Origin of the sequence: Streptomyces incanus, from assembly GCF_042656345.1 — a bacterium.
Classification (GTDB): Bacteria; Actinomycetota; Actinomycetes; order Streptomycetales; family Streptomycetaceae; genus Streptomyces; species Streptomyces incanus.
Genome location: NZ_JBHSPC010000110.1, coordinates 30442 through 52772, shown reverse-complemented (window position 1 = coordinate 52772; position 22331 = coordinate 30442). Strand labels below are relative to the sequence as shown.

Annotated in this window: 25 protein-coding genes, 3 tRNA genes and 1 pseudogene; 22 read left to right on the top strand and 7 right to left on the bottom strand. The window is 69.8% G+C overall.

Annotated elements, in window-relative coordinates; translation table 11 throughout:
* The first annotated feature begins 2 nt into the window (after positions 1–2).
* The 8 genes from ACFP2V_RS31175 to ACFP2V_RS31140 all read left to right on the top strand — a co-directional run bounded on the left by ACFP2V_RS31175 (position 3) and on the right by ACFP2V_RS31140 (position 8484).
* Positions 3–575 (top strand): NuoI/complex I 23 kDa subunit family protein, encoded by a 573-nt coding sequence (locus ACFP2V_RS31175; protein ID WP_381218627.1) that lies wholly within the window; start codon positions 3–5, stop codon positions 573–575.
* The gene (locus tag ACFP2V_RS31170; protein WP_381218626.1) at positions 572–1339 is read left to right on the top strand and encodes an NADH-quinone oxidoreductase subunit J family protein; all 768 of its coding nucleotides are present in this window, start codon (positions 572–574) and stop codon (positions 1337–1339) included. Before ACFP2V_RS31175 ends, ACFP2V_RS31170 begins: the two co-directional genes overlap by 4 nt.
* Positions 1339–1788, top strand: a complete 450-nt coding sequence (nuoK, locus tag ACFP2V_RS31165) for an NADH-quinone oxidoreductase subunit NuoK (RefSeq protein WP_381218625.1) — start codon at positions 1339–1341, stop codon at positions 1786–1788. The genes ACFP2V_RS31170 and nuoK overlap by 1 nt, the downstream gene beginning before the upstream one ends.
* On the top strand, positions 1785–3779 hold the full coding sequence (locus tag ACFP2V_RS31160; protein WP_381218624.1) for an NADH-quinone oxidoreductase subunit 5 family protein: 1995 nt from the start codon (positions 1785–1787) through the stop codon (positions 3777–3779). Before nuoK ends, ACFP2V_RS31160 begins: the two co-directional genes overlap by 4 nt.
* A gap of 6 nt (positions 3780–3785) precedes the next feature.
* On the top strand, positions 3786–5414 hold the full coding sequence (locus tag ACFP2V_RS31155; protein WP_381218623.1) for a complex I subunit 4 family protein: 1629 nt from the start codon (positions 3786–3788) through the stop codon (positions 5412–5414).
* Positions 5411–6910, top strand: coding sequence for an NADH-quinone oxidoreductase subunit N (locus ACFP2V_RS31150; RefSeq protein WP_381218622.1), 1500 nt, complete (start codon positions 5411–5413; stop codon positions 6908–6910). Before ACFP2V_RS31155 ends, ACFP2V_RS31150 begins: the two co-directional genes overlap by 4 nt.
* 321 nt (positions 6911–7231) lie before the next feature.
* The gene (gene htpX / locus ACFP2V_RS31145; protein WP_381218621.1) at positions 7232–8095 is read left to right on the top strand and encodes a zinc metalloprotease HtpX; all 864 of its coding nucleotides are present in this window, start codon (positions 7232–7234) and stop codon (positions 8093–8095) included.
* A complete protein-coding gene (locus tag ACFP2V_RS31140) occupies positions 8092–8484 on the top strand; it encodes a YccF domain-containing protein (RefSeq protein ID WP_381218620.1) in 393 nt (130 codons plus the stop codon). Before htpX ends, ACFP2V_RS31140 begins: the two co-directional genes overlap by 4 nt.
* Before the next feature lie 262 nt (positions 8485–8746).
* On the opposite strand, the gene ACFP2V_RS31135 is transcribed toward ACFP2V_RS31140, so the two are convergent.
* Positions 8747–9997, bottom strand: coding sequence for an APC family permease (locus ACFP2V_RS31135; protein WP_381218619.1), 1251 nt, complete (start codon positions 9995–9997; stop codon positions 8747–8749).
* Between the two features lie 141 nt (positions 9998–10138).
* Between ACFP2V_RS31135 and ACFP2V_RS31130 the strand changes: the two genes are divergently transcribed.
* Entirely contained in the window at positions 10139–10405 is a 267-nt protein-coding gene (locus tag ACFP2V_RS31130; protein ID WP_381218618.1) for a GlsB/YeaQ/YmgE family stress response membrane protein, read from the top strand.
* Between the two features lie 124 nt (positions 10406–10529).
* Here ACFP2V_RS31130 and ACFP2V_RS31125 read toward each other — a convergent pair whose 3' ends face one another.
* Positions 10530–11018, bottom strand: coding sequence for a YajQ family cyclic di-GMP-binding protein (locus ACFP2V_RS31125; protein WP_055595887.1), 489 nt, complete (start codon positions 11016–11018; stop codon positions 10530–10532).
* Between the two features lie 242 nt (positions 11019–11260).
* Here ACFP2V_RS31125 and ACFP2V_RS31120 point away from each other — a divergent pair.
* Positions 11261–11342 (top strand) — tRNA-Tyr (locus ACFP2V_RS31120).
* A 174-nt stretch (positions 11343–11516) separates the two neighbouring features.
* On the opposite strand, the gene ACFP2V_RS31115 is transcribed toward ACFP2V_RS31120, so the two are convergent.
* Both ACFP2V_RS31115 and ACFP2V_RS31110 read right to left on the bottom strand, forming a co-directional pair.
* Positions 11517–12152, bottom strand: coding sequence for a hypothetical protein (locus tag ACFP2V_RS31115; RefSeq protein ID WP_381218617.1), 636 nt, complete (start codon positions 12150–12152; stop codon positions 11517–11519).
* A gap of 69 nt (positions 12153–12221) precedes the next feature.
* The gene (locus tag ACFP2V_RS31110; RefSeq protein WP_381218616.1) at positions 12222–12431 is read right to left on the bottom strand and encodes a hypothetical protein; all 210 of its coding nucleotides are present in this window, start codon (positions 12429–12431) and stop codon (positions 12222–12224) included.
* A gap of 816 nt (positions 12432–13247) precedes the next feature.
* Between ACFP2V_RS31110 and ACFP2V_RS31105 the strand changes: the two genes are divergently transcribed.
* Positions 13248–13538, top strand: coding sequence for a hypothetical protein (locus ACFP2V_RS31105; RefSeq protein WP_381218615.1), 291 nt, complete (start codon positions 13248–13250; stop codon positions 13536–13538).
* A 398-nt stretch (positions 13539–13936) separates the two neighbouring features.
* Here ACFP2V_RS31105 and ACFP2V_RS31100 read toward each other — a convergent pair whose 3' ends face one another.
* A complete protein-coding gene (locus tag ACFP2V_RS31100) occupies positions 13937–14185 on the bottom strand; it encodes a hypothetical protein (RefSeq protein ID WP_381218614.1) in 249 nt (82 codons plus the stop codon).
* 12 nt (positions 14186–14197) lie between these two features.
* Here ACFP2V_RS31100 and ACFP2V_RS31095 point away from each other — a divergent pair, with 12 nt between their 5' ends.
* The 3 genes from ACFP2V_RS31095 (at position 14198) to ACFP2V_RS31085 (ending at position 15734) form a co-directional block, all read left to right on the top strand.
* The gene (locus tag ACFP2V_RS31095; RefSeq protein ID WP_381218613.1) at positions 14198–14482 is read left to right on the top strand and encodes a hypothetical protein; all 285 of its coding nucleotides are present in this window, start codon (positions 14198–14200) and stop codon (positions 14480–14482) included.
* Between the two features lie 613 nt (positions 14483–15095).
* Positions 15096–15458 carry a hypothetical protein gene (locus ACFP2V_RS31090; RefSeq protein WP_381218612.1) on the top strand — a complete coding sequence of 121 codons (363 nt, stop codon included), beginning with the start codon at positions 15096–15098 and terminating at the stop codon, positions 15456–15458.
* Positions 15459–15521: 63 nt separating this feature from the next.
* A complete protein-coding gene (locus tag ACFP2V_RS31085) occupies positions 15522–15734 on the top strand; it encodes a hypothetical protein (protein WP_381218611.1) in 213 nt (70 codons plus the stop codon).
* Between the two features lie 69 nt (positions 15735–15803).
* On the opposite strand, the gene ACFP2V_RS31080 is transcribed toward ACFP2V_RS31085, so the two are convergent.
* On the bottom strand, positions 15804–16460 hold the full coding sequence (locus ACFP2V_RS31080) for an NAD(P)H-binding protein (protein WP_381218610.1): 657 nt from the start codon (positions 16458–16460) through the stop codon (positions 15804–15806).
* Between the two features lie 136 nt (positions 16461–16596).
* Complete coding sequence (locus ACFP2V_RS31075) at positions 16597–17889, bottom strand: amidohydrolase family protein (protein ID WP_381218609.1); 1293 nt, start codon at positions 17887–17889, stop codon at positions 16597–16599.
* 293 nt (positions 17890–18182) lie between these two features.
* Between ACFP2V_RS31075 and ACFP2V_RS31070 the strand changes: the two genes are divergently transcribed.
* From ACFP2V_RS31070 to ACFP2V_RS31035, 8 genes and pseudogenes are all read left to right on the top strand, one after another.
* Positions 18183–18255, top strand: a tRNA-Thr gene (locus ACFP2V_RS31070).
* A 46-nt stretch (positions 18256–18301) separates the two neighbouring features.
* A tRNA-Met gene (locus tag ACFP2V_RS31065) sits at positions 18302–18374 on the top strand.
* Between the two features lie 94 nt (positions 18375–18468).
* Complete coding sequence (rpmG, locus tag ACFP2V_RS31060; protein WP_003948671.1) at positions 18469–18633, top strand: 50S ribosomal protein L33; 165 nt, start codon at positions 18469–18471, stop codon at positions 18631–18633.
* 104 nt (positions 18634–18737) lie between these two features.
* The gene (locus ACFP2V_RS31055; RefSeq protein WP_381218608.1) at positions 18738–19190 is read left to right on the top strand and encodes an FAS1-like dehydratase domain-containing protein; all 453 of its coding nucleotides are present in this window, start codon (positions 18738–18740) and stop codon (positions 19188–19190) included.
* Between the two features lie 8 nt (positions 19191–19198).
* Positions 19199–19627, top strand: coding sequence for a MaoC family dehydratase (locus ACFP2V_RS31050; protein WP_381218692.1), 429 nt, complete (start codon positions 19199–19201; stop codon positions 19625–19627).
* Positions 19628–19743: 116 nt separating this feature from the next.
* Complete coding sequence (locus ACFP2V_RS31045) at positions 19744–20313, top strand: TetR/AcrR family transcriptional regulator (RefSeq protein ID WP_381218607.1); 570 nt, start codon at positions 19744–19746, stop codon at positions 20311–20313.
* 132 nt (positions 20314–20445) lie between these two features.
* Entirely contained in the window at positions 20446–21888 is a 1443-nt protein-coding gene (locus ACFP2V_RS31040; protein WP_381218606.1) for an MFS transporter, read from the top strand.
* Positions 21889–21946: 58 nt separating this feature from the next.
* Positions 21947–22325 (top strand): annotated as a pseudogene (locus ACFP2V_RS31035) (hypothetical protein); the annotation flags it as partial.
* Between the last annotated feature and the right edge of the window lie 6 nt (positions 22326–22331).

Sequence of the window (22331 nt, the reverse complement as noted above, 5' to 3'; positions counted from 1 at the left end):
CCATGCCCTCTCTTCCTGGCTTCCCCGGCTCCGGCCTGGCCAAGGGCCTGGCCGTCACCCTGCGGACGATGACGAAGAAATCCGTCACCGCCCAGTACCCGGACACCCAGCCCGACCTCGCACCCCGCACCCGAGGGGTGATCGGTCTGTTCGAGGAGAACTGCACGGTCTGCATGCTGTGCGCCCGCGAGTGCCCGGACTGGTGCATCTACATCGACTCCCACAAGGAGACCGTCCCGGCGGCGACGCCCGGCGGCCGTGACCGCAGCCGCAACGTCCTCGACCGGTTCGCCATCGACTTCTCCCTGTGCATGTACTGCGGTATCTGCATCGAGGTCTGTCCTTTCGACGCCCTGTTCTGGTCCCCCGAATTCGAGTACGCCGAGACCGACATCCGCGAACTCACCCATGAACGCGACAAGCTCCGCGAGTGGATGTGGACGGTTCCGGCTCCGCCGGCCCTCGACCCCGCCGCCGAGGAGCCGAAGGAACTCGCCGCCGCCCGCAAGACGGCCGACAAACTGACCGCCGCCCAGCCCGCCCCGCAGGCAGATCCGAAGGGGGAGGAGTCGTGACCCCCGCCGCAGCCGCAGCCGCAGCCGCAGCCGCAGCCGCAGCCGCAGCCGCAGCCGCAGCCGCAGCCGCGGTCGCGCACGCCACGACCACCACCGTCACCACCACCGCCGAGGCGCAGGGCTTCCTCTCCCCGACCGGTGTGGAGATCGCCTTCCTCCTCGTCGGCCTGGTCACCTTCGGTGCCGCCGTCGTCACCGTCACCACCAGGCAGCTGGTGCACGCCGCCCTGTGGCTGGTGGTGGCCCTCGGTGGACTCGCCGTCGAATACCTCCTGCTCACCGCCGAGTTCATCGCCTGGGTGCAGGTCCTGATCTACGTGGGTTCGGTCGTCGTCCTGCTCCTGTTCGGTCTGATGCTCACCAGAGCGCCCATCGGCCGCTCCCCGGACGCCGACTCCGACAACCGCTGGGTCGCCCTCGCCGTGGCCGTCGCCGCGGCCGTCGCCCTGGTCTGGGTCGTCGTCGACGCCTTCCGCACGACCTGGATCGACCTGGACGGCCTGTCCGCCGGCTCCACCGACGTGACCGGCGCCAGCCTCTTCCAGCACTGGGTCCTCCCCTTCGAGGCCCTCTCCGTCCTCCTCCTGGCCGCCCTCGTCGGCGCGATCGTCCTCTCCCGCAGGGCGAAGACGGCCGCCGCGGCACGGGAAGCCGGGGCACGGGACACGGCCGCCGGAGCCACCAGCGGATCGCCCTCGGAATCAGCCCCTGGACCGGCCCGCGCGTCGACCGCCCGCCGCCGCGACGCGGAAGGGAACCGCTGATGCACCTCGCCTATCCCGTCGTGCTGTCCGCCCTCCTCTTCTGCACCGGTCTGTACGGAGTCCTCGCCCGCCGCAACGCGATCCTGGTCCTGATGTCGGTCGAGCTGATGCTCAACGCCGTCAACCTGAACCTGGTCGCCTTCGACGTCTGGCTCAGCAAGACCGCCGAGGAGACCCTGCACTCCGGTCAGGCCCTCGCCCTGTTCACCATCGCCATCGCCGCCGCCGAGATCGGCATCGGTCTGGCGATCGTCCTCGCCGTCCACCGCAACCGCGGCACCGCGGACATCGACAAGCTCCGCGACACCGCCGAGGGCCACGACCCGGATGACCCCGACGGCCCCGACGGCGCGGGCAGTCCCGGCGGGCCGGGCGGCCCCGTACCCGACAGCGACGCCGACGCCCCCACGACCCGGGCGGCCGTCACGAAGGCTGAGGCCACCGCGTGACCACGACCACCCTCGCCGTCCTCGTCCCCCTCCTTCCGTTCCTCGGCGCGATCGCCGGACTGCTCCTCGGCCGAACGGCCCCGGGGTTCGTCCGCCCGCTCGCCGTCCTGCCCACGCTCACCGCCCTCGCACTGGCCGTCGTGGTCGCCGTGCGCCAAGGCGGCGGCCGGGCCGTCGATGCCGCCACCGAGCTCACCCCCACCGGTTCCGTCCCCATCGAACTCGCCCTGGACGTCGACGGCTTCGCCGCCCTCACCGCCGTGCTCGTCGGTGTCGTCGCCACCTGCGTGCAGATCTACTCGACGGGTTACCTCCGCGACGACCCGCGCTACCCCTCCTACGCGGCCCTCGTCTCCCTGTTCACCTCCGCGATGTTCCTCGTCGTCTACTCCGGCGACCTGATGGTGCTGCTGGTCGGCTGGGAAGTCATGGGCATCTGCTCCTACTTCCTCGTCGGCCACTACTGGGAGACCCCCCAGGCCCGCGCCGCCTCCCTGAAGGCCTTTCTGGTCACCAAGCTCGGCGACGTCCCCTTCCTCATCGGTCTGTTCGCCATCGCCGGCGAGACAGGCTCCTTCCGGATCACACACGTCCTCGACGCCGTCGCGAACGGCGGCATCGAGCACCCCACCCTGATCGCCCTGCTTCTCCTGGCGGGCGTGGCGGGCAAGTCGGCGCAGTTCCCGCTGCACACCTGGCTCCCCGACGCGATGGCGGGCCCGACCCCCGTCTCCGCGCTGATCCACGCCGCGACGATGGTCGCCGCCGGTGTCTACTTCGTCGCCCGTCTCCTCCCGCTCTTCGCGGCCTCCCGGGCCGCGATGACCGTCCTCGCCGTCATGGCAGCCGTCACCATGGCCGGCTCGGCGCTCGCCGCGCTCGCCCAGGACGACATCAAACGTGTCCTCGCCTACTCGACGATCGGCCAGCTCGGCTACATGACCGGCGCCCTCGCCGTCGGCGAACGCGGAGCCGCCGTCTTCCACCTCCTGTCCCACGGCGCCTTCAAGGCGTTGCTGTTCCTCGCCGCCGGTGTGATCATCCACGCCGCCGGCACCAACTCGCTGGCCGCCATGTCCCGCATGAGTCACCTGCGTGACCGCGTCCCCGACGCCTACTGGACGATGACCGTGGCGCTCCTCGCGCTGGCCGCGATCCCGCCGTTCAGCGGCTTCTTCTCCAAGGAGGCCGTCCTCGGAGCCGCCGAACACGTCGTCACCGGCCACAACGGGCAGGTCCCCGCCGCGGCGGGCTGGATCGTCCTCCTCGCCGGCCTGGTCACCTCCCTGCTCACCGCCGCGTACGCGACGCGGCTGTGGCTGCTGGCCTTCCGGGGACACGGCACCGAGGCGCCCGACCACGGCAGGCAGCCCCTCACCATGACCGTCGTGCTGTGGGTGCTCGCGATCCCCTCCCTCGCACTGGGCGGCCTCGCCTTCCGCGTGCTGCCCGACTGGTTCGACGGCCACGACCTCACCCCGACCCTCGCCACCTCGGTGCTCGGCACCGGCGTGGCCCTGGTCGGCGGCATCGTCACCTACACCACCTGGCGGCACACCACCGCCCACGCCGCCGGCTTTCCCCTCGGTGCCGTCGCCGCCCACCCGGAACGCGACGCCGGACAGATCGAGGCAGAGGCGATCGCCAGTCACGAGCCCGCCTACGGAGACATCGCGTACGCACCCGACCCGTCCGACCCCGGGCGGCTGCTGCTCGGCCCCCTGCACCGCCACGCGGCCGTCGGCTTCCACCTCGACGCCGTGTACACGGCCCTCTTCGTCCGGCCCGTCCAGTCCGCGGCCGGTCTGGTCCGGTTCCTCGACCGTGAGGTTGTCGACACATACGTGCGCGGTGCGGGAGCGCTGCCCCGGTGGCTCGGCACCGCCGTACGACGTGCCCAGACCGGCAATCTGCAGACCTATGTGAGCGCGCTGCTCGCCGGCACCGTCGTCCTCGCGGTCGCCGTCGTCCTCGCCGCCACGGGAGCGTGACCAGACGTGATCGATATCAGCGAGTCCGTGATGCAGCTCCTTCTGGCGTTCCTCGTCGTCGGCCCGCTCCTGGGAGCCGCCGCCGCTCTCCTCCCGGCCCCGCCGGGACTCAAGGGAAAGTCACCCGACCAGGCCGTGCTCCGGCACGGTGTGACCGTCACCGGCGCCGTTCTCATCGCGGCGATCGTCCTCGCGCTCGGCTTCGACCACGACCAGCCGTCGAAGATGCAGGCCACGACCGACATCAGCTGGATCCCCGCACTCGACGTGCGGATCCACCTCGGCACCGACGGCATCTCCCTCCCCCTTCTGGTCCTGACCGCACTGCTGACCTTTCTCAGCGCGCTCTACACGTACTTCAAACCGCCCGCGGGCCCGTCCCCGAAGGCCTTCGTCGCCCTGCTGCTCGTCCTCGAGTCCGGCACCCTCGCGGCCTTCGCCGTCCTCGACCTGATCCTGTTCTTCCTCGCCTTCGAGATGGTCCTGATCCCGATGTACTTCCTCATCGCCCGCTGGGGCGGCGAGGGCCGGGCCGAGGCCGCCTGGAAGTTCATCCTCTACACACTGCTCGGCTCCGTGGTCATGCTGCTCGGCCTGCTCCTGATCGGAATCAGGGCGGGCACATTCGACATGGTGGCACTCGCCACTGACAACGGCCGGTCACTGACCGTATCCGTGCAGGTCATCGCCGTATTGACGATCGGGATCGGGCTCGCGATCAAGACCCCGATGTGGCCGCTGCACAGCTGGCTGCCCGACGCCCACACCGCCGCCCCGACCGTCGGATCCGTCCTGCTGGCCGGCGTCCTGCTGAAGATGGGCACGTACGGGTTCGTGCGGATCCTGCTCCCCGCCGCACCCGACGGTTTCCGCACGTTCGCGCCCTACCTCGCCGCCTTCGCCGTCGTCGGCATCATCTACGGATCCCTCGCCTGCCTCGCCCTCGCCAGGGAAGGCGCGAAGGGCGACCTCAAACGCCTCATCGCCTACTCCTCCGTCGGCCACATGGGCTTCGTCCTCCTCGGCATCGCCACCATGACCCCGACCGGCGTCAACGGCGCCCTCTTCGCCAACATCGCCCACGGCCTCATCACCGGCCTGCTCTTCTTCCTCGTCGGCGCACTCAAGGACCGCACCGGCACCGTCGACCTCGACACCCTGTCCCGCCCGTGGCCCGACCGCCGCCCCTCAACGAGCGGCTCCGCCACACCGGACCGACCCCAGACCGGCGCCGCCCTCTACGGCAGGGCGCCGCGCCTCGGCGGACTGCTCGCCTTCGCGGCCGTCGCCTCCCTCGGCCTGCCCGGCCTCGCCGGGTTCTGGGGAGAAATGCTCGCCCTCTTCGGCGCGTTCGACCCCGCCGCCGGACTCAGCCGCCCCGCCTTCCTCGTCTTCATGTCGATCGGAGCCTTCGGCACCCTGCTGACCGCCGCGTACCTGCTCGTCGTGGTCCGCAGGGTCTGCATGGGCGCCCTGCCGGAACAGGCTCCCGCGCTCACCGACGTCCGCGGCTACGAGTTCGCGGCCTGGACCCCGCTCGTCGTCCTCACCGTCGTCGCCGGACTGTGGCCCGGGGCCCTGATCGGACTGACCGACCCGGCCGTGCAGCAGCTCCTCACAGGAGGCACCCGATGAGCTCCCTCGTCCAGTCCGTCGACTGGCTGGCCATCGCGCCGCCCGTCATCACGGCCGTGGTGGGACTCGCCGTCCTCGTCGCCGACCTGTTCGTCGGCGAGGCCAGGAAACCGCTCCTCGGCCGGCTCGCGGTGACCGGACTCGCCGCCGCCACGCTCATGCTGCTGCCCCTCCTCGACGCCGACCGCAGCACGTTCTGCCTGGTCGGCGACCCCGGAGTGTGCAGCTACACCGCCGACCGGTTCACCCTCGTCATCCAGTTCCTGGTGCTCGGCGGCGCGCTCCTGACCGCCCTCCTGTCGGTCACCGTCCTCAAGGACGCCGACAAGCGGCTCCCCGAGGGCGAGTACTGGTTCCTGCTCCTGTCCTCCGCCGCGGGCGCCGCCCTCCTGCCCGCCTCCCGCGACCTCGCGACCCTCGTCGTCGCCCTGGAGGTCGCCTCCCTGCCCGCCTTCGCCCTGGTCGGCCTCAGACACGGCGACCGGAAGTCGTCCGAAGCGGCGCTGAAGTTCTTCCTGTCCTCGGTCACCGCCACCGCGGTCAGCCTCCTCGGCATCAGCTTCGTCTACGCCGCCACCGGGACCCTCCACCTCACCCTGGTGGCCGAACGCGTCCAGACCGTCGACGGACAGCTCCACACCCTCGTCCAGACCGGCGTCGTCCTCACCCTCGTCGGCTTCGCCTTCAAGACGGCCGCCGTCCCCTTCCACTTCTGGGTGCCCGACACCTATGTGGGTGCCCCCTTGCCGATCGCCGCCTACCTGTCGGTCATCGGCAAGGCGGTCGGCTTCACCGGCCTGATCCTCGTCACCGTCGTCGCCCTCCCCTCGTACGCCGAGATCTGGGGCCCGGCCCTCGCCGTGCTCGCCGCCCTCACCATGACCGTCGGCAACGTCGGCGCCCTCGGGCAACAGGCCACGCGCGCGTACAGCGCGGTACGCCTCCTGGCCTGGTCCTCCGTCGGCCAGGCCGGCTACCTCCTGGTGCCGATCGCCGCCGCCGCGTACTCCGGCGACGCCGAGAAGTCGATCGGCTCCACCCTCGCCTACGCCCTCATGTACGGCGCGGTGAACCTCGGCGCCTTCGCCGTCGCCGCCCTGGTAGGCCGTACGAAGTTCCTCAACCGGGTCTCCGACTACCGCGGCCTGTACGCCTCCAGCCCGCTCACCGCCCTGCTCCTGGCCTTCTTCCTGCTGTGTCTCGCCGGACTCCCGCCCGGCATCATCGGCCTCTTCGCCAAGGTCACCGTCTTCTCCGCTGCCGTCGACGCCGGACTCGGCTGGCTCGCCGTCCTCATGGCCGTCAACGTCGTCATCGCGCTGGTGTACTACCTCCGTTGGACGGCCCTGCTGTTCCGTGCCCCCGACGGCGAACCGGCCGTGCACCGTGTCCCGGTCCCGCTCACCGCCGCGATCGCCCTCACCGGAGCCCTCGGCATCGTCCTGTCCGGCGCACCACAACTGATCCTGCGCTTCACCGACACCGGGCTCTTCTGACCGACCCCCGGGGCCACGCCGGTACCCCGACCCTCCAAGGCCCCGAGGCGTGCCGGACCTCCTCCGGCACCCCTGCCCTCATCCACCGGCCGCGCTTTTCGGCCACCGGACGGGGCGCGGCCGGCACGGTGCCCAGGACGGCCTCCACCCGGACGGTTTACACGCGCCACCACGCGCCCCAGGGAACCTGTGCCGCTCGCCTGGCGTTGACGAATACGGGAGGGTCCACTGGACGTGAGGCCGAAGCACCCGGGGCCATCGCAGGTCAGAAGGAAGATCGGCAGACAAGGGTCCCCCGCCGCACGATTTGGAGGGCGTACTGTGCACCGCCGGCACAACGGGCTCAGGACCGCGGTCCTCCTCGGGGGACTGTCCGCACTCATCATCGTCATCGGCAGCTTCTTCGGCCGGACGGGCCTCGTTGTCGCTGTCGTGATCGCGCTGGGCACCAACGCGTACGCGTACTGGAACAGCGACAAGCTCGCCCTGCGCGCGATGCGGGCCCGCCCCGTGAGCGAGTTCGAGGCCCCTGGCCTGTACCACCTGGTCCGCGAACTCTCCACCCAGGCCCGCCAGCCCATGCCCCGCCTGTACATCTCCCCGACCGAGGCGCCCAACGCCTTCGCCACCGGCCGCAACCCGCGCAACGCCGCCGTGTGCTGCACCGAAGGCATCCTGCGCCTGCTCGACGAGCGTGAACTGCGCGGCGTCATCGGCCATGAGCTCAGCCATGTCTACAACCGGGACATCCTGATCTCCTCGGTCGCCGGTGCCCTCGCCTCCGTGATCATGTTCCTGGTCAACTTCGCCTGGCTGATCCCGGTCGGCCGTTCCAGCGACGACGACGGCCCCGGCATCCTCGGCATGCTGCTGATCATGATCCTGGGCCCGCTCGCCGCTTCCCTCATCAAGCTGGCCATCAGCCGCTCCCGCGAGTACGAGGCCGATGCCTCCGGCGCTCAGCTGACCGGCGACCCCCTCGCCCTGGCAAGCGCCCTGCGTAAGCTGGAAACGGGCACCAAGCAGCTTCCCCTGCCCCCCGAGCCCCGCATCGAGACCGCCAGCCACATGATGATCGCGAATCCGTTCCGTCCGGGCCAGGGGTTCGCGAAGATGTTCTCGACCCATCCGCCCATGGCGGAACGCATCGCCCGACTCGAGAAGATGGCAGGTCGAACGCAGTGAAGACCATCCTGAACGTCATATGGCTCGTTCTGAGCGGCTTCTGGCTGTTCCTCGGCTACCTGCTCGCCGGCGTCCTGTTGTGCATCACGATTATCGGTATTCCTTTTGGTATCGCCGCCTTCCGGATCGGCGTCTATGCCCTGTGGCCGTTCGGGTACACGGCGGTCGAGCGCAGGGACGCGGGTGCCGCCTCCTTCATCGGCAACGTGCTGTGGCTGCTCCTCGCGGGCTGGTGGCTGGCCATCGGCCACATCGTCACCGGCCTCGCCCTGTGCGTGACGATCATCGGCATCCCGCTCGGCATCGCCAACTTCAAGCTGATCCCTGTTTCGTTGCTCCCGATGGGCCGCGAGATCGTACGCACCGACCAGCAGTTCGTGTCCCGCTAGTCCCGCTGGACCGACTTGGTCTTCCACAGTCCACAAGCGTGCCGACGAGGGTTTTCCACAGGCTGCCGCGACTGTCGGTGGCGGCGTGCATCATGGACGCGTGACCAAGTGTGATCGTTAGCTGACACCTGGTGGTGTCCGAATCCCCGGTGGCCCAGAAGGCCGAGCCCCACCGGGAACGCCACCTGTCCCTGCCCTGCCATGGGGTTGCCCCACCATGGGGTTGCCCTGCCGGGTCCCGCCCGCCCGGACCCGGGACGGTCTACCGCCCGGCAGCCCTCCACCGCCGCACCCCATGAGCGGCCGCACCCACCGCCAGCACCCCCGCGCCGACGGCTACGGACATCCCTGGCAGTGAGAACGCCAGAATCAGACACCCGACGAGCCCGACCGCCGGCAGCACCCGCGCCACCGGTCCCGGCCGAAGCGTCCAGGCCGACGCGTTGGCCACCGCGTAGTACGCCAGCACCCCGAAGGAGGAGAACCCGATCGCGCCCCGTACATCCACCGTGGCGGCCAGGACGGCGACCACCGCTCCCACGGCCAGCTCCGCCCGGTGCGGCACCTGGAACCGAGGGTGGACGGCGGACAGGGAGCCCGGCAGATGCCGGTCCCGGGCCATGGCCAGCGTCGTTCGCGAGACACCCAGGATCAGGGAGAGCAACGAACCCAGCGCGGCCGCGGCCGCCCCCACCCGTACCACCGGCGTCAGTTCCGGAACCCCGGCCGACCGCACCGCGTCGGTCAGCGGCGCGCCCGAGTGACCCAGTCCCTGCGCCCCCAACACCGAAAGGACGGCGACCGCGACAGCCACGTACACGACCAGGGCGATGCCCAGCGCCAGCGGGATCGCGCGCGGGACGGTGCGCGCCGGATCCCGCACCTCCTCGCCGAGGGTCGCGATCCGCGCGTACCCGGCGAAGGCGAAGAACAGCAGACCGGCGGCCTGGAGCCCGCCGCCCGCGCCGCCCGGTGCCACGAAGGAGAGACGCCCGGCATCGGCCTGCTCCGAAGTCAGGCACACGACCACCACGGAAGCGAGGACAGCGAGGACCACGGCCACGATCACCCGCGTCAGCCACGCGGACTTCTGCACGCCGCCGTAGTTCACCGCGGTCAGCGCCACGACAGCGGCGACCGCCACGGCGTTGGCCTGCCCCGGCCAGAGGTACGCGCCGACGGTGAGCGCCATCGCCGCACAGGAAGCGGTCTTCCCGACCACGAACGCCCAGCCCGCGAGGTACCCCCAGAACTCCCCGAGCCGCTCCCGCCCGTAGACATAGGTGCCGCCCGATTCGGGATACAGCGCGGCCAGGCGTGCCGACGACGTGGCGTTGCAGTAGGCGACCACGGCAGCGGCCGCGAGCCCGAGGAGCAGCCCGGAGCCGGCCGCCTGCGCCGCGGGCGCCAGAGCGGCGAAGATCCCGGCCCCCACCATGGAGCCGAGACCGATGACGACGGCGTCTCCCACGCCGAGCGTGCGGCGCAGTTCGGAACCGGCTCGGGCTGTCATGAGACCGCACCCTACTGATCGCGGGAACCGTCACACATACCCGCGTCGTCCTCCACCCCAGCACGACATGAACGGAACACGGCGCGGGTTTCACAGGCCGTGCCAGGTGAGAGCACGGTACGAGAAGGGCAGGGACAGGGCATGACGATCATCAGCTGGATCGTTCTGGGGCTGCTGGCCGGAGCGATCGCGAAGTTCCTGCTGCCGGGCCGCGACCCGGGCGGCTTCATCGGGACGACCCTCATCGGGGTCGCCGGAGCGTTCATCGGCGGCTGGGTCTCGGCCCGTTGGCTGGACCACCCGATCACCAAGGGCTTCTACGACGGTGCCACCTGGGCCGCCGCGATAGGCGGCTCCCTGATCCTCCTGATCGCCTACCGACTCCTCTTCGGCCACTCACGCGACTGACGTCACCGGCACCTCGGAAACGGCTGCCGGCCGAGCAGGGTGGGCGCCCGGAGACACCCACCCGCCCGCATCCACGCGTGCACGCGACGCCCAAGGCACACGCGGTCTCGTTCTCCGCCCGGACCTAGCGGTAGTTCACGAACTGCAGGTCGAAGTCGAAGTCCTGGCCCTTGAGCAGGGAGATGACGGCCTGAAGGTCGTCACGGCTCTTGGAGGAGACCCGGAGTTCCTCGCCCTGCACCTGGGCCTTCACGCCCTTGGGACCCTCGTCCCGGATGAGCTTCGCCACCTTCTTCGCGTTCTCCTGGGAGATGCCCTCCTGGATCGACGCGAAGATCTTGTACTCCTTGCCGGAGAGCTGCGGTTCACCGGCGTCCAGGGACTTCAACGAGATGCCCCGTTTGATCAGCTTGGACTGGAAGACATCGAGGACAGCCTTCACCCGGTCCTCGGAGTTCGCCTCCAGAAGAATCTTCTCCCCGGACCACGAGATCGAGGCACCCACGCCCTTGAAGTCGTAGCGCTGCGAGATCTCCTTGGCGGTCTGGTTGAGGGCGTTGTCGACCTCCTGCCGCTCGACCTTCGAGACGATGTCGAAACTGGAGTCGGCCATGTCCTGTGGCTCCTTGTATCGAGGTTGCGTATGGGGCTGAGAGCCGGATGAGTACCGGCTACCGGCGTATGTGGGCGGCCGTCGAGCCCGGCATCGGTCCCGGGCCGCATCCTCACAAGCCTAGCCACCCCGGGGTCCCCGGGTAGCGATCAATCGGGTGGCGAACCACCCCTCCCCATCAGGTATCGTTTACGTCGTTGCCACGGAGCGCCGCCGCAAGGCGGTTCGATGGCAGCGACCTTGGCGGTGTGCCCGAGCGGCCAAAGGGAGCAGACTGTAAATCTGCCGGCTCAGCCTTCCCAGGTTCGAATCCTGGCGCCGCCACACAAGGGAAAACCCCTTCTGACCAGCCATTACGGCAGGTCAGAAGGGGTTTTTCGTTGGTGGTCCGGGTGCGATTCGTCGTGGACGGGGCGCGGACGTGTCTCACTTCATACCGTCCGTATCCCGCCGTTGATCAGTGCGTGTCCCCCAGGCGTCCCCCGGGGGAGAGCGTGATCACTCCGGTTCGTTCCACTTCCGGAGAACCGCATCGATCCGGCTGTTCGCACGCTCCTGGGTCTGGTCGAGCACCTTGGCATACACCTTGTGCAGCACCGCGATGCTGTGCCCGGCACGACGGGCGCACTCCATCGCGTCCACTCCGGAACTGAGCCAGAACGACACCCCGGCGTGCCGCAGGTCGTAGGGGCGACGAGCCAGCAGAGAGGCCGTCTCTGCCTCGCTCAGCACGTCCCGGCGGGCCTTCGCCCACACCTCTCCGTAGCCGGTCTTCTGGAGCAGGCCGTTGCGGTTCGTCCGGAAGAGCCGGCCGTCGGGTGCCGTGCCGTGCGTGGCGATGTGCTGCCGCAGCATGCGCACGAAGTGCGGCGGGATGGGCACTGGCCGGGAGTCCTTCTCGGCACGGGCCTTGAGATGGCGCGTCCCGTGTGCCGCCCCGTCGTTCGACCAGCTCCGTCCGGCCCGGACGATGCCCTGCCGCAGGGTGAGCATGCCCCACCCCGTTTCCGGCAGGTGGCACTGGTCCGCGCGCAGTCCGGCGGCTTCAGCCGGCCGCATGGCCGCGTAGTACAGGCAGCCGAAGAACGCCTCCAGATGCCGTCCGCGGGGCCCCTGCTCTCGGGCCCCGGCCAAGAGCGCGCGCGCCTGGCGCGGGTTGGCAACGCTTTCGGGGTCCACTTCCTCTACGGACTTCGGAGCGGTTCACTTCACGGCCGTGAGCGGGTTGACCGGGAGGGTGAAGTACTTCTCCTCCACGGCGAGTCCCAGAACGTCGCTCAGGCACGCCCGCTTCCGCTTCGCCGTGCGCGGTGAGGCCGTCTTCCCGTCCAGCCGTAGCGCCACTGCGTCCAGGGCCAGACGCACGGTTGCCGGATCTTCCAACGCGGACACCGACATGAGGGAGTGTCTCATCAACGGCTCTGCCTCCTGTCCGGTGGTGACAGAAAGTGAGAATTGGGCATCTCTGCCTTGCGGAGAGTGCGGCTGGTGCTCCGACCTCGATGCTCCGAAGCGGATGGCAGCGCATCGGGGTCGCTGAGCTTTTCGCGCCGGACTCTCACGGACAGACACCGGGCCGATCGGCCGACTCCGGGGAACGACCGCTGTGGTGCGCGGACCTGAGGGTTCATGCTCGACGGCATCTTTGTCGCCGTCATGACTTTCTGTCACCATCGAATGTGAGACAGAGCCGCTAAGTTGACACACCCCGCTCCGCGCTTCCCGGCTCTGGCTGCGTCCGCGCTCCTGCCTTCGGCTCGCTCGGCGCCGCCGACGCGCGCCCACGAGAGATTGGCCCAAGGGGCATGAGACGAGAACCAAGCCCGCGGCTTCAGACATGCCTCCAGCGGGGGCGCTCGGACTCCGGGATGGGACGGGCGCCGTTCGCGAGTGCCGGCGGATTCGTGGCGAGCGTCGTGGGGCTCCCATCCCGACCGCCTTCGACCCAGGCAGAGCCGAGCGGTCACGGCCCAGGGCGTCAAGGTCGTTCGTACAGTGGCGCGTTCCACCTTGACGCCCTGAACCACGACCGCTCCACGGTGTGTGGGCCGAAGGCGGACGGGATGGAAGCTGGGGTGAGTGGTGGGTTGGCGTAAGCGGGTGCACAGCATCCGGCGGTGCCTGATCGGCAGCGAGCCGGGCCACAAACTGCTGGTCTCTGGCATGACGGCCTGTTTGCACCGCTGCGTACCGTGCACCGTCGAACAGGCCCCTGCATCGGAGTGACGAATGTTCCTGGTCCCTCTGCTGCTGGGCGCCGGGTTGATACTGGTCGGGCTTGCGCTGATGACGGACCACCGTGGCATCGCACAACGGACCGTGGACACGTACTTCAACCCTGCCCACGCCGCCCCCAGCCTCCTGCGGACCTTCAACCAACTGGGATTCGAGCATCCGGGGATGGACTTCCTCCGTTACGCCCCACTCCAACGGCGGCTCGTGCGGATCTGGGGTGGATTTATGTGCGTCTTCGGGCTCGGGTTCCTGGCCGCAGGCGTCGTGCTCTTCGTTCGTGCATGACCCCCGCTATGCGGGTTTACCGTCCCCGCTTCCTGGCACGTGTGCCCGTTGCATGTCCGACCGGTCGGGGGCCAGCGGGGAACCACGGGGACGGACAGCAAGATCGCCTCTGGATCGCAGGTCACAAGCGTGCAGGTCAGGGGTTATCCACATACGGGATCTTGCAGGCTGGGGCATCGGGGCGGCAGGCGGGTCTTCCGCGGTCATCGCGGACCACCGAGCCGACCTGGACCCGCCACGCTCGAAGCGGCAAACGGTTGACAGCCCGCCCAAGATGCGATCGCTCAAGAGGCGACTAGCGTATGTAAGTGGGAGCCGGAACCCGGCGATATGCCCCTTCCGGCGGATCCTTGAAGACCGCGGCCTCCGCGCATTCGTGAAACCCCCGCACTGCGGGACTACGGAGCCGGGCAGGGAAGCTCTTCCCCCATGACACGTGGCGAATTCAAGATCACGCCACGCATCTTCTTATGGCCGCGGCCGAAAATCGCGCGTCCGACAACGTGCAAGTCGATCAAAGGGAAGGCATGATCATGCAGGCGCAGCGTCTGAAGCACCTCTTTGCGGTTTCCGCAGTTGGCGTTCTCATGGCCGGTGGTGCCGCGATCGGTACGGCGGGAACCGCAGCTGCCGCCGCTCCGACTCACGCCCAGACCTCCGTGAGCTCCTACGGTGACCACGGAGGCGGCGGCGGCTACGGCGGCGGCTATGGCGGCTACGGCGGCTATGGCGGCGGCCACGGCGGCTACGGCGGCGGCTATGGCGGCTACGGCGGCTACGGCGGCGGCCACGGCGGCTACGGCGGCGGCTACGGCGGCTACGGCGGCTACGGCGGCTACGGCGGCTACGGCGGCTACGGCGGCTACGGCGGCGGCTACGGCGGCTACGGCGGCGGCTACGGCGGCTACGGCGGCTACGGCGGCTACGGCGGCTACGGAGATTAACTGAGCCCCTTCGGAGCGCGGTGTGTGACCGTTGTGTGGCTCCCTAGTCGGAGTACGCGCACACACCGCGCCCTCTCCGGTGGTCGACCGGTGCTGTACAGCAGTGAAGTACAGCAACCGCCGCGACTGCAGACCAACATCACCTGCCAGCGAACGTCCGATCAGTCGGGCAGACCTCAGCGACCGTCCCGCCCGTAGTTCGCATCGAGGGGCGACCTGACATCAACGACGCCGGGCAGGGACGTACAACAGGGCCTCTGTCCGGCCGTCGCTCCAGTCGACGGCAGCAGCCGGAACGGGCTCGGATCGAACTCCCGAAGCGGTGTTCTCGGGATCTCTGCCCCCAGGTGTGCCCCAGCAGCCTCCAGCGATGGAGAAGCCGCAGGCGAGCGGTGTTGAGGGGAGCCCGTTGTAAATCTGCCGGCTCAGCCTTCCCAGGTTCGAATCCTGGCGCCGCCACAAGGTGAACGAGGGGCCTGTGACCTGCTGTTTCAGCAGGTCACAGGCCCCTCGTCATGTGCTCCCACGAGACCGGCGGTGGGACGGGACCGTCCGGTCGGCCGGACGGTCGTACCCCGGCCGAGCCACTTGAACGCGCAGTGCGGTGGCTGTCATGATCACGAGGCGTTCGGTGGAAATCCGGCGCGCGGAGAGGGGAGTCATGCGGCTTTTTCTCGCCATAACTGTCGCGCTGATGGCGTTGCTCATCGCTGCCTCGGGGGTAGCGGCGGTCACCCGCGGCTGGGTACTTCCTCTGAACCGGCATCTGGTTCGCCGCGTTCGCCTCTTCGGCTGGGCCCAGTTGGTGGTGGCCTTCGCCCTGTGCTGGCAGGTGGCCTTCGGGCTGGTGATCAGCGACATCGGCACCCGGCAGTGGGGAACCTTGACGGGCAGCGGGCTTCTGCTGACCGGCCTTCTCGTGATGGCGGTGAGCCAGCGCGCGGGCGGTGGACAACGGGGTAGGGGCACGCCCTAGCCAGGGTCTTTCGTTTGTGCTGTGGGGTATGTGTGGGGCGGGTCGCTCGGGGAGACTGGCGGGATGTCGTCGCGTCGTAGGCGTTGTCCCGAGTGCCGTCGTGAGATCGCCGTCGTGGCCGGGCGGTACGCGCGTCACGATCCGGCCGGCGCCCGGGGGAGCGGGAAGCTCACCTCGTGCCCGGGGTCCCGCCGGTACGCCCGGGCCGGCGCCGAACAGCCGTCGCTGGACGGGTACGTCGTACCGGAGTTCCCGGGGCAGATGCCGCTGTTCTAGCCGTCCTGGAGAAGCTTTCCGAATCCCTCCCGGTCCCCTCCCGAATCCCTCCCTGTCCCCTCCCGCGGCTCACTCGCCCGCCACCGCCTTCACCGCCACCGGGACCGGCAAGGGGCCGCTGATCAGTTCCAGGGTCAGGCCGGCCGTCGAGGAACCCTCCACCAGCTCGGCCAGGACGGCGGCCACGTCGTCGCGGGGGATCGGGCCGCGGCCGGTGTGGGCTTCCAGGCGGACCAGGCCGGTGCCGGCGTCGTCGGTGAGCAGACCGGGGCGCAGGATCGTCCATTCGAGGGCGTCCAGGCCGCGGACGTACGCGTCGGCCTCGCCCTTGGCGCGCTGGTACACGTCGAAGACCTCGTCCCCCTCATGGGCAGGGTCCGCGCCCATCGACGAGACGACCACGAACCGCCGCACGCCCGCGCGGACCGCGGCGTCGGCGAAGAGGACCGCCGCGGCCTTGTCCACCGTCTCCTTACGTGCCGCGCCGCTCCCCGGACCGGCGCCTGCGGCGAACACCGCGGCGTCCGCGCCCCGGAGTTGCTCCGCGACGTCCGCCACCGACGCCGACTCCAGGTCGAGTACGACCGGCTCGGTACCCAATTGCCTTAGTGCATCGGCCTGTTCGGGCTTGCGGATGATGCCCGCCACTTCGTCCCCGCGCGCGGCGAGCAACCGCTCCAGCCGCAGCGCGATCTGACCATGACCACCAGCGATGACAATGCGCATGCCTTCGACCGTACGCCGCGACGATCGCATCCGCCGCACGGCACGGCCTGGAAGGAGAGGGGCGGAAGAAACAGCAGAACAGAAGGAAGAACAGAAGGAAGAACAGAAGGAAGAAAGGGAGGAGCCGGCGGAGGAGCTACGTGGTTCCTGTCCGCCCCTGTCGGGGCAGGCCCGTGGCTGGTTCCGTGGCCGGTTCCGTGGCCGTCGTCAACGAACCGCAGTACTCCCTTACCGCGCTCGTCCGTGCGACCACGCGCCCCCGGTGCACCACGATCCGGCTGTACGCCAGGGACAGTGCCGCCGACAACCGGTCGCCGCGGACCGCGAGCAGTTCGGCGGGGAAGCCCGCCTCCACCCGTACCTCGGGCAGTCCGAGGGCGGCGCGAGCCGACGTGCTCACCGTCTCGTAGGCATCCTCGGGGGACAGCCCGTGACGGGAGGCCAGTAGGTAAGCCGCCTCCAGCGGGTCGCCGCGGCCGACCGGGTTCGACGCGTCCCGCAGGGCACCGCTCCCGGCCGCCACCTGCACGCCCGCTGCGCGCAGCAGCCGTACCGGAGCCGTGCCGGTGTCCCGGCGGTCGAGGCCTCCGCAGCCGCCCTGGGGCAGGCACACCACGGTCACCCCGGCCGCCGCCAGTTGGTCCGCGGTACGTGAGGCCGCTTCGGAGGGCAGCCGGCCGAGGCCGCCGCACGGGCTGAGCGTCACCCCCGGCCGCAGCCCGCCCGCCATCGCGGCGAGCCGGGCCACGCGGGCGGGGTCGGCGGTGTCCGTGTGCAGGTCGACGGGGCAGCCGTGCTCGGCGGCGACCTCCAGGACCGCTTCCACGTACCCCGTGGGGTCGGGGTCGACGTCCGGACAGCCGCCCACCACCGAGGCGCCCATCTTCACCGCGTCCCGCAGCATCGCGATCCCGTCGGCCCCGGCCATCCCGGTCAGTACGCGCGGCATCGCCACCGTCGTCAGCTCGGTCAGCCCGCGCAGCGAACGCCCCGCCTGCAGGACGGCGGTGAGCGCGCCGAGTCCGGTCATGTCGTCCACGCGCACGTGCGCCCGAAGTGCCGTCGCCCCGTGCCCGAGCTGGAGCAGCGCGGCCTCCGTCGCCCGGCTCCGGACGTCGTGGGGATCGTACGAGACGGGGCCGTCGGATGCTGCGGACAGGGCGGTGTCGGAGTGGGCGTGCGGCTCGGCGGGGGCCGGGAGGAGCAGATGGCCGGCCAGGTCGACCCGGGTGCCGCCCGTGCGGGTGCCGTCCACGGTCAGGCTGCCGGCCGTGCCGACCGCTTCGATGCGCCCGCCGCCCAGCCGTACGTCCACGGTCCGGCCGTCGGTGAGTCGCGCGCCGCACAGCAGGAGCGGCGCCGGGTCGGACGGGTCCGGGGGCGGTACGGGCGACGAGGGGGGCGGCGGCTGCGGACGGTTGTCGGGCATCGCGCTCCTGAGGCTCGGACTGCGCACGGTTGTCGCAGGATCACACAGAGGGAAGATCACGCAGAGTGAGACGAGCCTAGGGCGGAGGCTCGTCCCTCGCCGGGAGGAGCGTAAGAGTCAGCAATAGTCGTACTGGCGTGGCCGGGCAGGGGCCGCCGTGGCCCGGTGGGGTGTCGCGGAGGGCCGGACGCGGCGTCCGGGACCGTCGGGAGGGGGTGGCCGACAGGGTGGGACAGGGGCCGCGAAACGGATTTGGGTGAACGGCGGCGGAGCGTGTAATGTCTTCCTCGCTCGCCCCAATAGCTCAGTCGGTAGAGCGTCTCCATGGTAAGGAGAAGGTCAACGGTTCGATTCCGTTTTGGGGCTCTGGTGTGTGAGGTTCCCGTCGCGAGGCGGGAATCGATCGCATCACAGCGGTGTAGCTCAGTCGGTAGAGCAAGCGGCTCATAATCGCTGTGTCACCGGTTCAAGTCCGGTCACCGCTACATACAGTAGCCGATTGCGGGGTCGGTCCTTCGATCGGCTACTCTTTCTGCGTTCATTCAGTCTCATTATCCCGTTCGTCCAAGGAGCACTCACGTGGCTGCCACCGACGTCCGCCCGAAGATCACGCTGGCCTGCGTGGAGTGCAAGGAGCGGAACTACATCACCAAGAAGAACCGGCGTAACAACCCGGACCGTCTGGAGATGAAGAAGCACTGCCCGCGTTGCAATGCGCACACCGCGCACCGCGAAACGCGATAAATCAGGCTCGTACGCGAGGCCGTCCCCGTAGTCGGGGGGCGGCCTCGCGTTGTTCTTCCCGCCGGCCGACCAGGGCCGCACGAGACGCAGGAGGTGCTGCGCGCATGGCGCTCGACCAGTCCTTCGTGGGGCGGAGCTACCCGCCCACCGTTCCCTATGAAGTGGGCCGGGAGAAGATCCGCGAGTTCGCAGAGGCGGTGGGGGACACCCACCCGGCGTACACGGACGCGGAGGCCGCCAAGGCGCTCGGCCACCCCGATGTGATCGCCCCGCCGACCTTTGTGTTCGCGATCACCTTCAAGGCCGCCGGGCAGGTCTTCACCGACCCCCAGCTCGGCCTGGACTACAGCAGGGTGGTGCACGGCGACCAGAAGTTCGCCTACCGTCGCCCGGTGCGCGCCGGTGACCGGCTCACCGTCACCTCGACCATCGAGACGATCAAGTCGATGGCGGGCAACGACATCCTGGACGTCCGCGGCGAGGTGCACGACGAGGCGGGCGAGCACGTCGTGACCGCCTGGACCAAGCTGGTGGCCCGCGCCGCCGAGAGGGCGTGAGCAGCATCATGACGGCGAAGATCTCCTACGCCGACGTCGAGGTCGGCACCGAGCTGCCCGCACAGACGTTCCCCGTCACCCGGGCCGCCCTCGTCCAGTACGCGGGTGCCTCCGGCGACTTCAACCCCATTCACTGGAACGAGAAGTTCGCCAAGGAGGTCGGCCTGCCCGACGTCATCGCGCACGGCATGTTCACCATGGCCGAGGCGATCCGCGTGGTCACCGACTGGGTGGGCGATCCGGGCGCGATCGTCGAGTACGGCGTCCGCTTCACCAGGCCGGTCGTCGTCCCCAACGACGATCAGGGCGCCACCATCGAGGTCACCGGCAAGGTCGCGGCCAAGCTCGACGACCACACCGTCCGCGTCGACCTCACGGCGACCAGCGCCGGGCAGAAGGTGCTGGGGATGTCGCGGGCGGTCGTACGACTCGCCTGACCGAAGAAACCGCGTCGCGTGGCATGGCGTAAGGGGCGTTCTCCCTGAGGGCGCCCCTTACGGCGTACCCGGACCGCCTCTTGACTTAGTTAGTGATTGCGTACTAACTTGTGGACATGGTCAGGATGAGTGCGGCGGAGAGGCGCGAGAGCATCGTCCGCGCGGCGAGTGCCGAGTTCGCCCGCGGCGGCTACCACGGCACGTCGACCGAGGCGATCGCCAAGCGGGTCGGCGTCTCGCAGCCGTATCTCTTCCGGCTCTTCCCGGGCAAGAAGGCCATCTTCCTGGCAGCGGCGGAACGCTGCGTGGAGGACACCATCCGCATGTTCGCGGAGGCCTCCGAAGGGCTGGAGGGCGAAGGCGCCCTGCAGGCCATGGCGGGCGTTTACACCCGGACCATCGCGGAGCGGCCCGAGCTGCTCATGATGCAGATGCAGATGTACCTCGCCGTGGCGGCCGCCGAGGAGGAGGGTGACGAGGAGTTCGGTGCGAGCGTGCGTGCCGGCTGGCTGCGGCTGTGGGACACCGTCCATCTCGCCCTGGGGGCCGACGTCTGCGAGACGACGAGCTTCATGGCGTACGGCATGCTCATCAACTGCCTGTCCGCCATGGGGTTCCCGTCCGGGCACCGGATCTGGGAAGGGCTGGACCTGTCGGCGCGGGCCGAGGGGCCGTCGAAGAAGTAGGAAGCGGTGCCATCGGTGGATCCGGTGGATCCGGTGGAAGTGACCGAAGTGAAGGAAGGCGTCATGGTGGCGCCTTTTCTGCTCGTGAAAGTTAGTCATCAGTAACTAACAACATCATTTCCTGGGGGAGCGATGTCACAACAGACCGCACGCGGCGGCTCGGCCGCCTGGGCACTCGTCATCACCAGCGTCGCCGGCTTCATGGCGGCCCTCGACAACCTCGTCGTCACCACCGCACTGCCCTCCATCCGCAAGGACCTGGGCGGCGCCCTGCACGACCTGGAATGGACCGTGAACGCCTACACGCTCACCTTCGCCGTCCTGCTGATGTTCGGCGCGGCGCTCGGCGACCGCTTCGGCCGCCGTCGGCTCTTCATCGCCGGCATCACCGTCTTCACCGCGTCCTCCGCCGCCGCGGCCATGGCCCCCGGCATAGACTCCCTGATCGCCGCCCGCGCGGTGCAGGGTGCCGGAGCCGCGGTCATGATGCCCCTCACCCTGACCCTGCTCACCGCAGCCGTACCCGAGGCGCGGCGCGGCATGGCGTACGGCATCTGGGGCGCCGTGAACGGCCTCGCGGTGGCCTCCGGACCGCTGGTCGGCGGCAGCCTCACCGAACACATCTCCTGGCAGTGGATCTTCTGGCTGAACGTCCCGCTCGGTCTGATCCTCATCCCGCTCGCCCGCCTGCGCCTCGCCGAGTCCCACGGCACCGGAGCCCCGCTCGACCTGCCCGGCACCCTGCTCGCCAGCGGCGGACTCTTCGGCATCGTCTACGGGCTGGTCCGTGGGCCCGTCGACGGCTGGACCGGCAGGGTCGTCCTGACCGGGCTGTTCGCCGGGACCGCGCTGCTCGTGGGCTTCGTGCTCTACAGCATCCGCGCCAAGAACCCCATGCTGCCGATGCGGCTGTTCCGCTCCCGTGCCTTCTCCGGCATCAACGCGGCGAGCCTGCTGATGTTCCTCGGCATGTTCGGCTCGATCTTCCTGCTCAGCCAGTACATGCAGGGCGTGCTGGGCTACTCGCCCACCGAGGCGGGCCTGCGGATGCTGCCCTGGACCGGCATGCCGATGCTCGTCGCCCCGATCGCCGGCATCCTCTCCGACCGCATCGGCGGCCGTCCGGTCGTCGCCACCGGTCTCTTCCTGCAGGCCCTCGGCCTCGGCTACCTGGCCGTGGTGGCGACCGCCGACGCCTCCTACGCCGCCCAGCTGCCCGCCCTGATCATCAGCGGCATCGGTATGGCGCTGTACTTCGCCCCGGCCTCCAACCTGGTGATGTCCAGCGTCCGCCCGAAGGAACAGGGCATCGCATCCGGAGCCAACAACGCCCTGCGCGAGGTGGGCGGCGCCCTCGGTATCGCGATCATGGCGTCGATCTTCGCTTCCCGGGGCGGTTACGAATCCGGCCGGGCCTTCGTCGACGGTATGCGTCCGGCGCTGGTGACCGGCGCCGCGGCGGTCGCTCTCGCGGGCGTCGCGACCCTGTTCATACCGGCCCGCAGGCGGTCCATCGCCCCCACCGCGCCCCCGGCCGGTCCGACGCCGGAGCCGGTACTGGAAACGGCCTTCTGAGCCCTTCGGAATCCCGTGGCCCCTCGTCCCCCTCCATCCACCACGGAAGGACCCGGTCGTGCCCACGCTTCCCTGGACCGTCCCGAACACCCCGCCGCCCCACACCGACGTGCACGTCTTCGTCTCCCGCTTCGAGACCCGCACCCTCTGGGGAGCCCTGCGCCTCTTCCTCAAGAGGCCCGCGGTGTGGTGGCAGGTCAGCGGGGCTCCCGGCGCGTACGGAGCCTCCCTGAAGGCAGAGCCGCTGTGGCGGACCTTCTGGACCCTGTCCGCCGGGAGTCTCCCCGAAGGCCCTCGGTGCCTTCGCCCGTACCGGCCCGCACGCGCTCGTCGCCCGAGGGCTCGCCGCGCGGATGCACGACGCCAAGTTCGCCGGCTGGGCCGCGGAGAGCGAGGACCTCCCCGTCGACCGGACCGAAGTACGGCGCCGCCTCACCCGAACA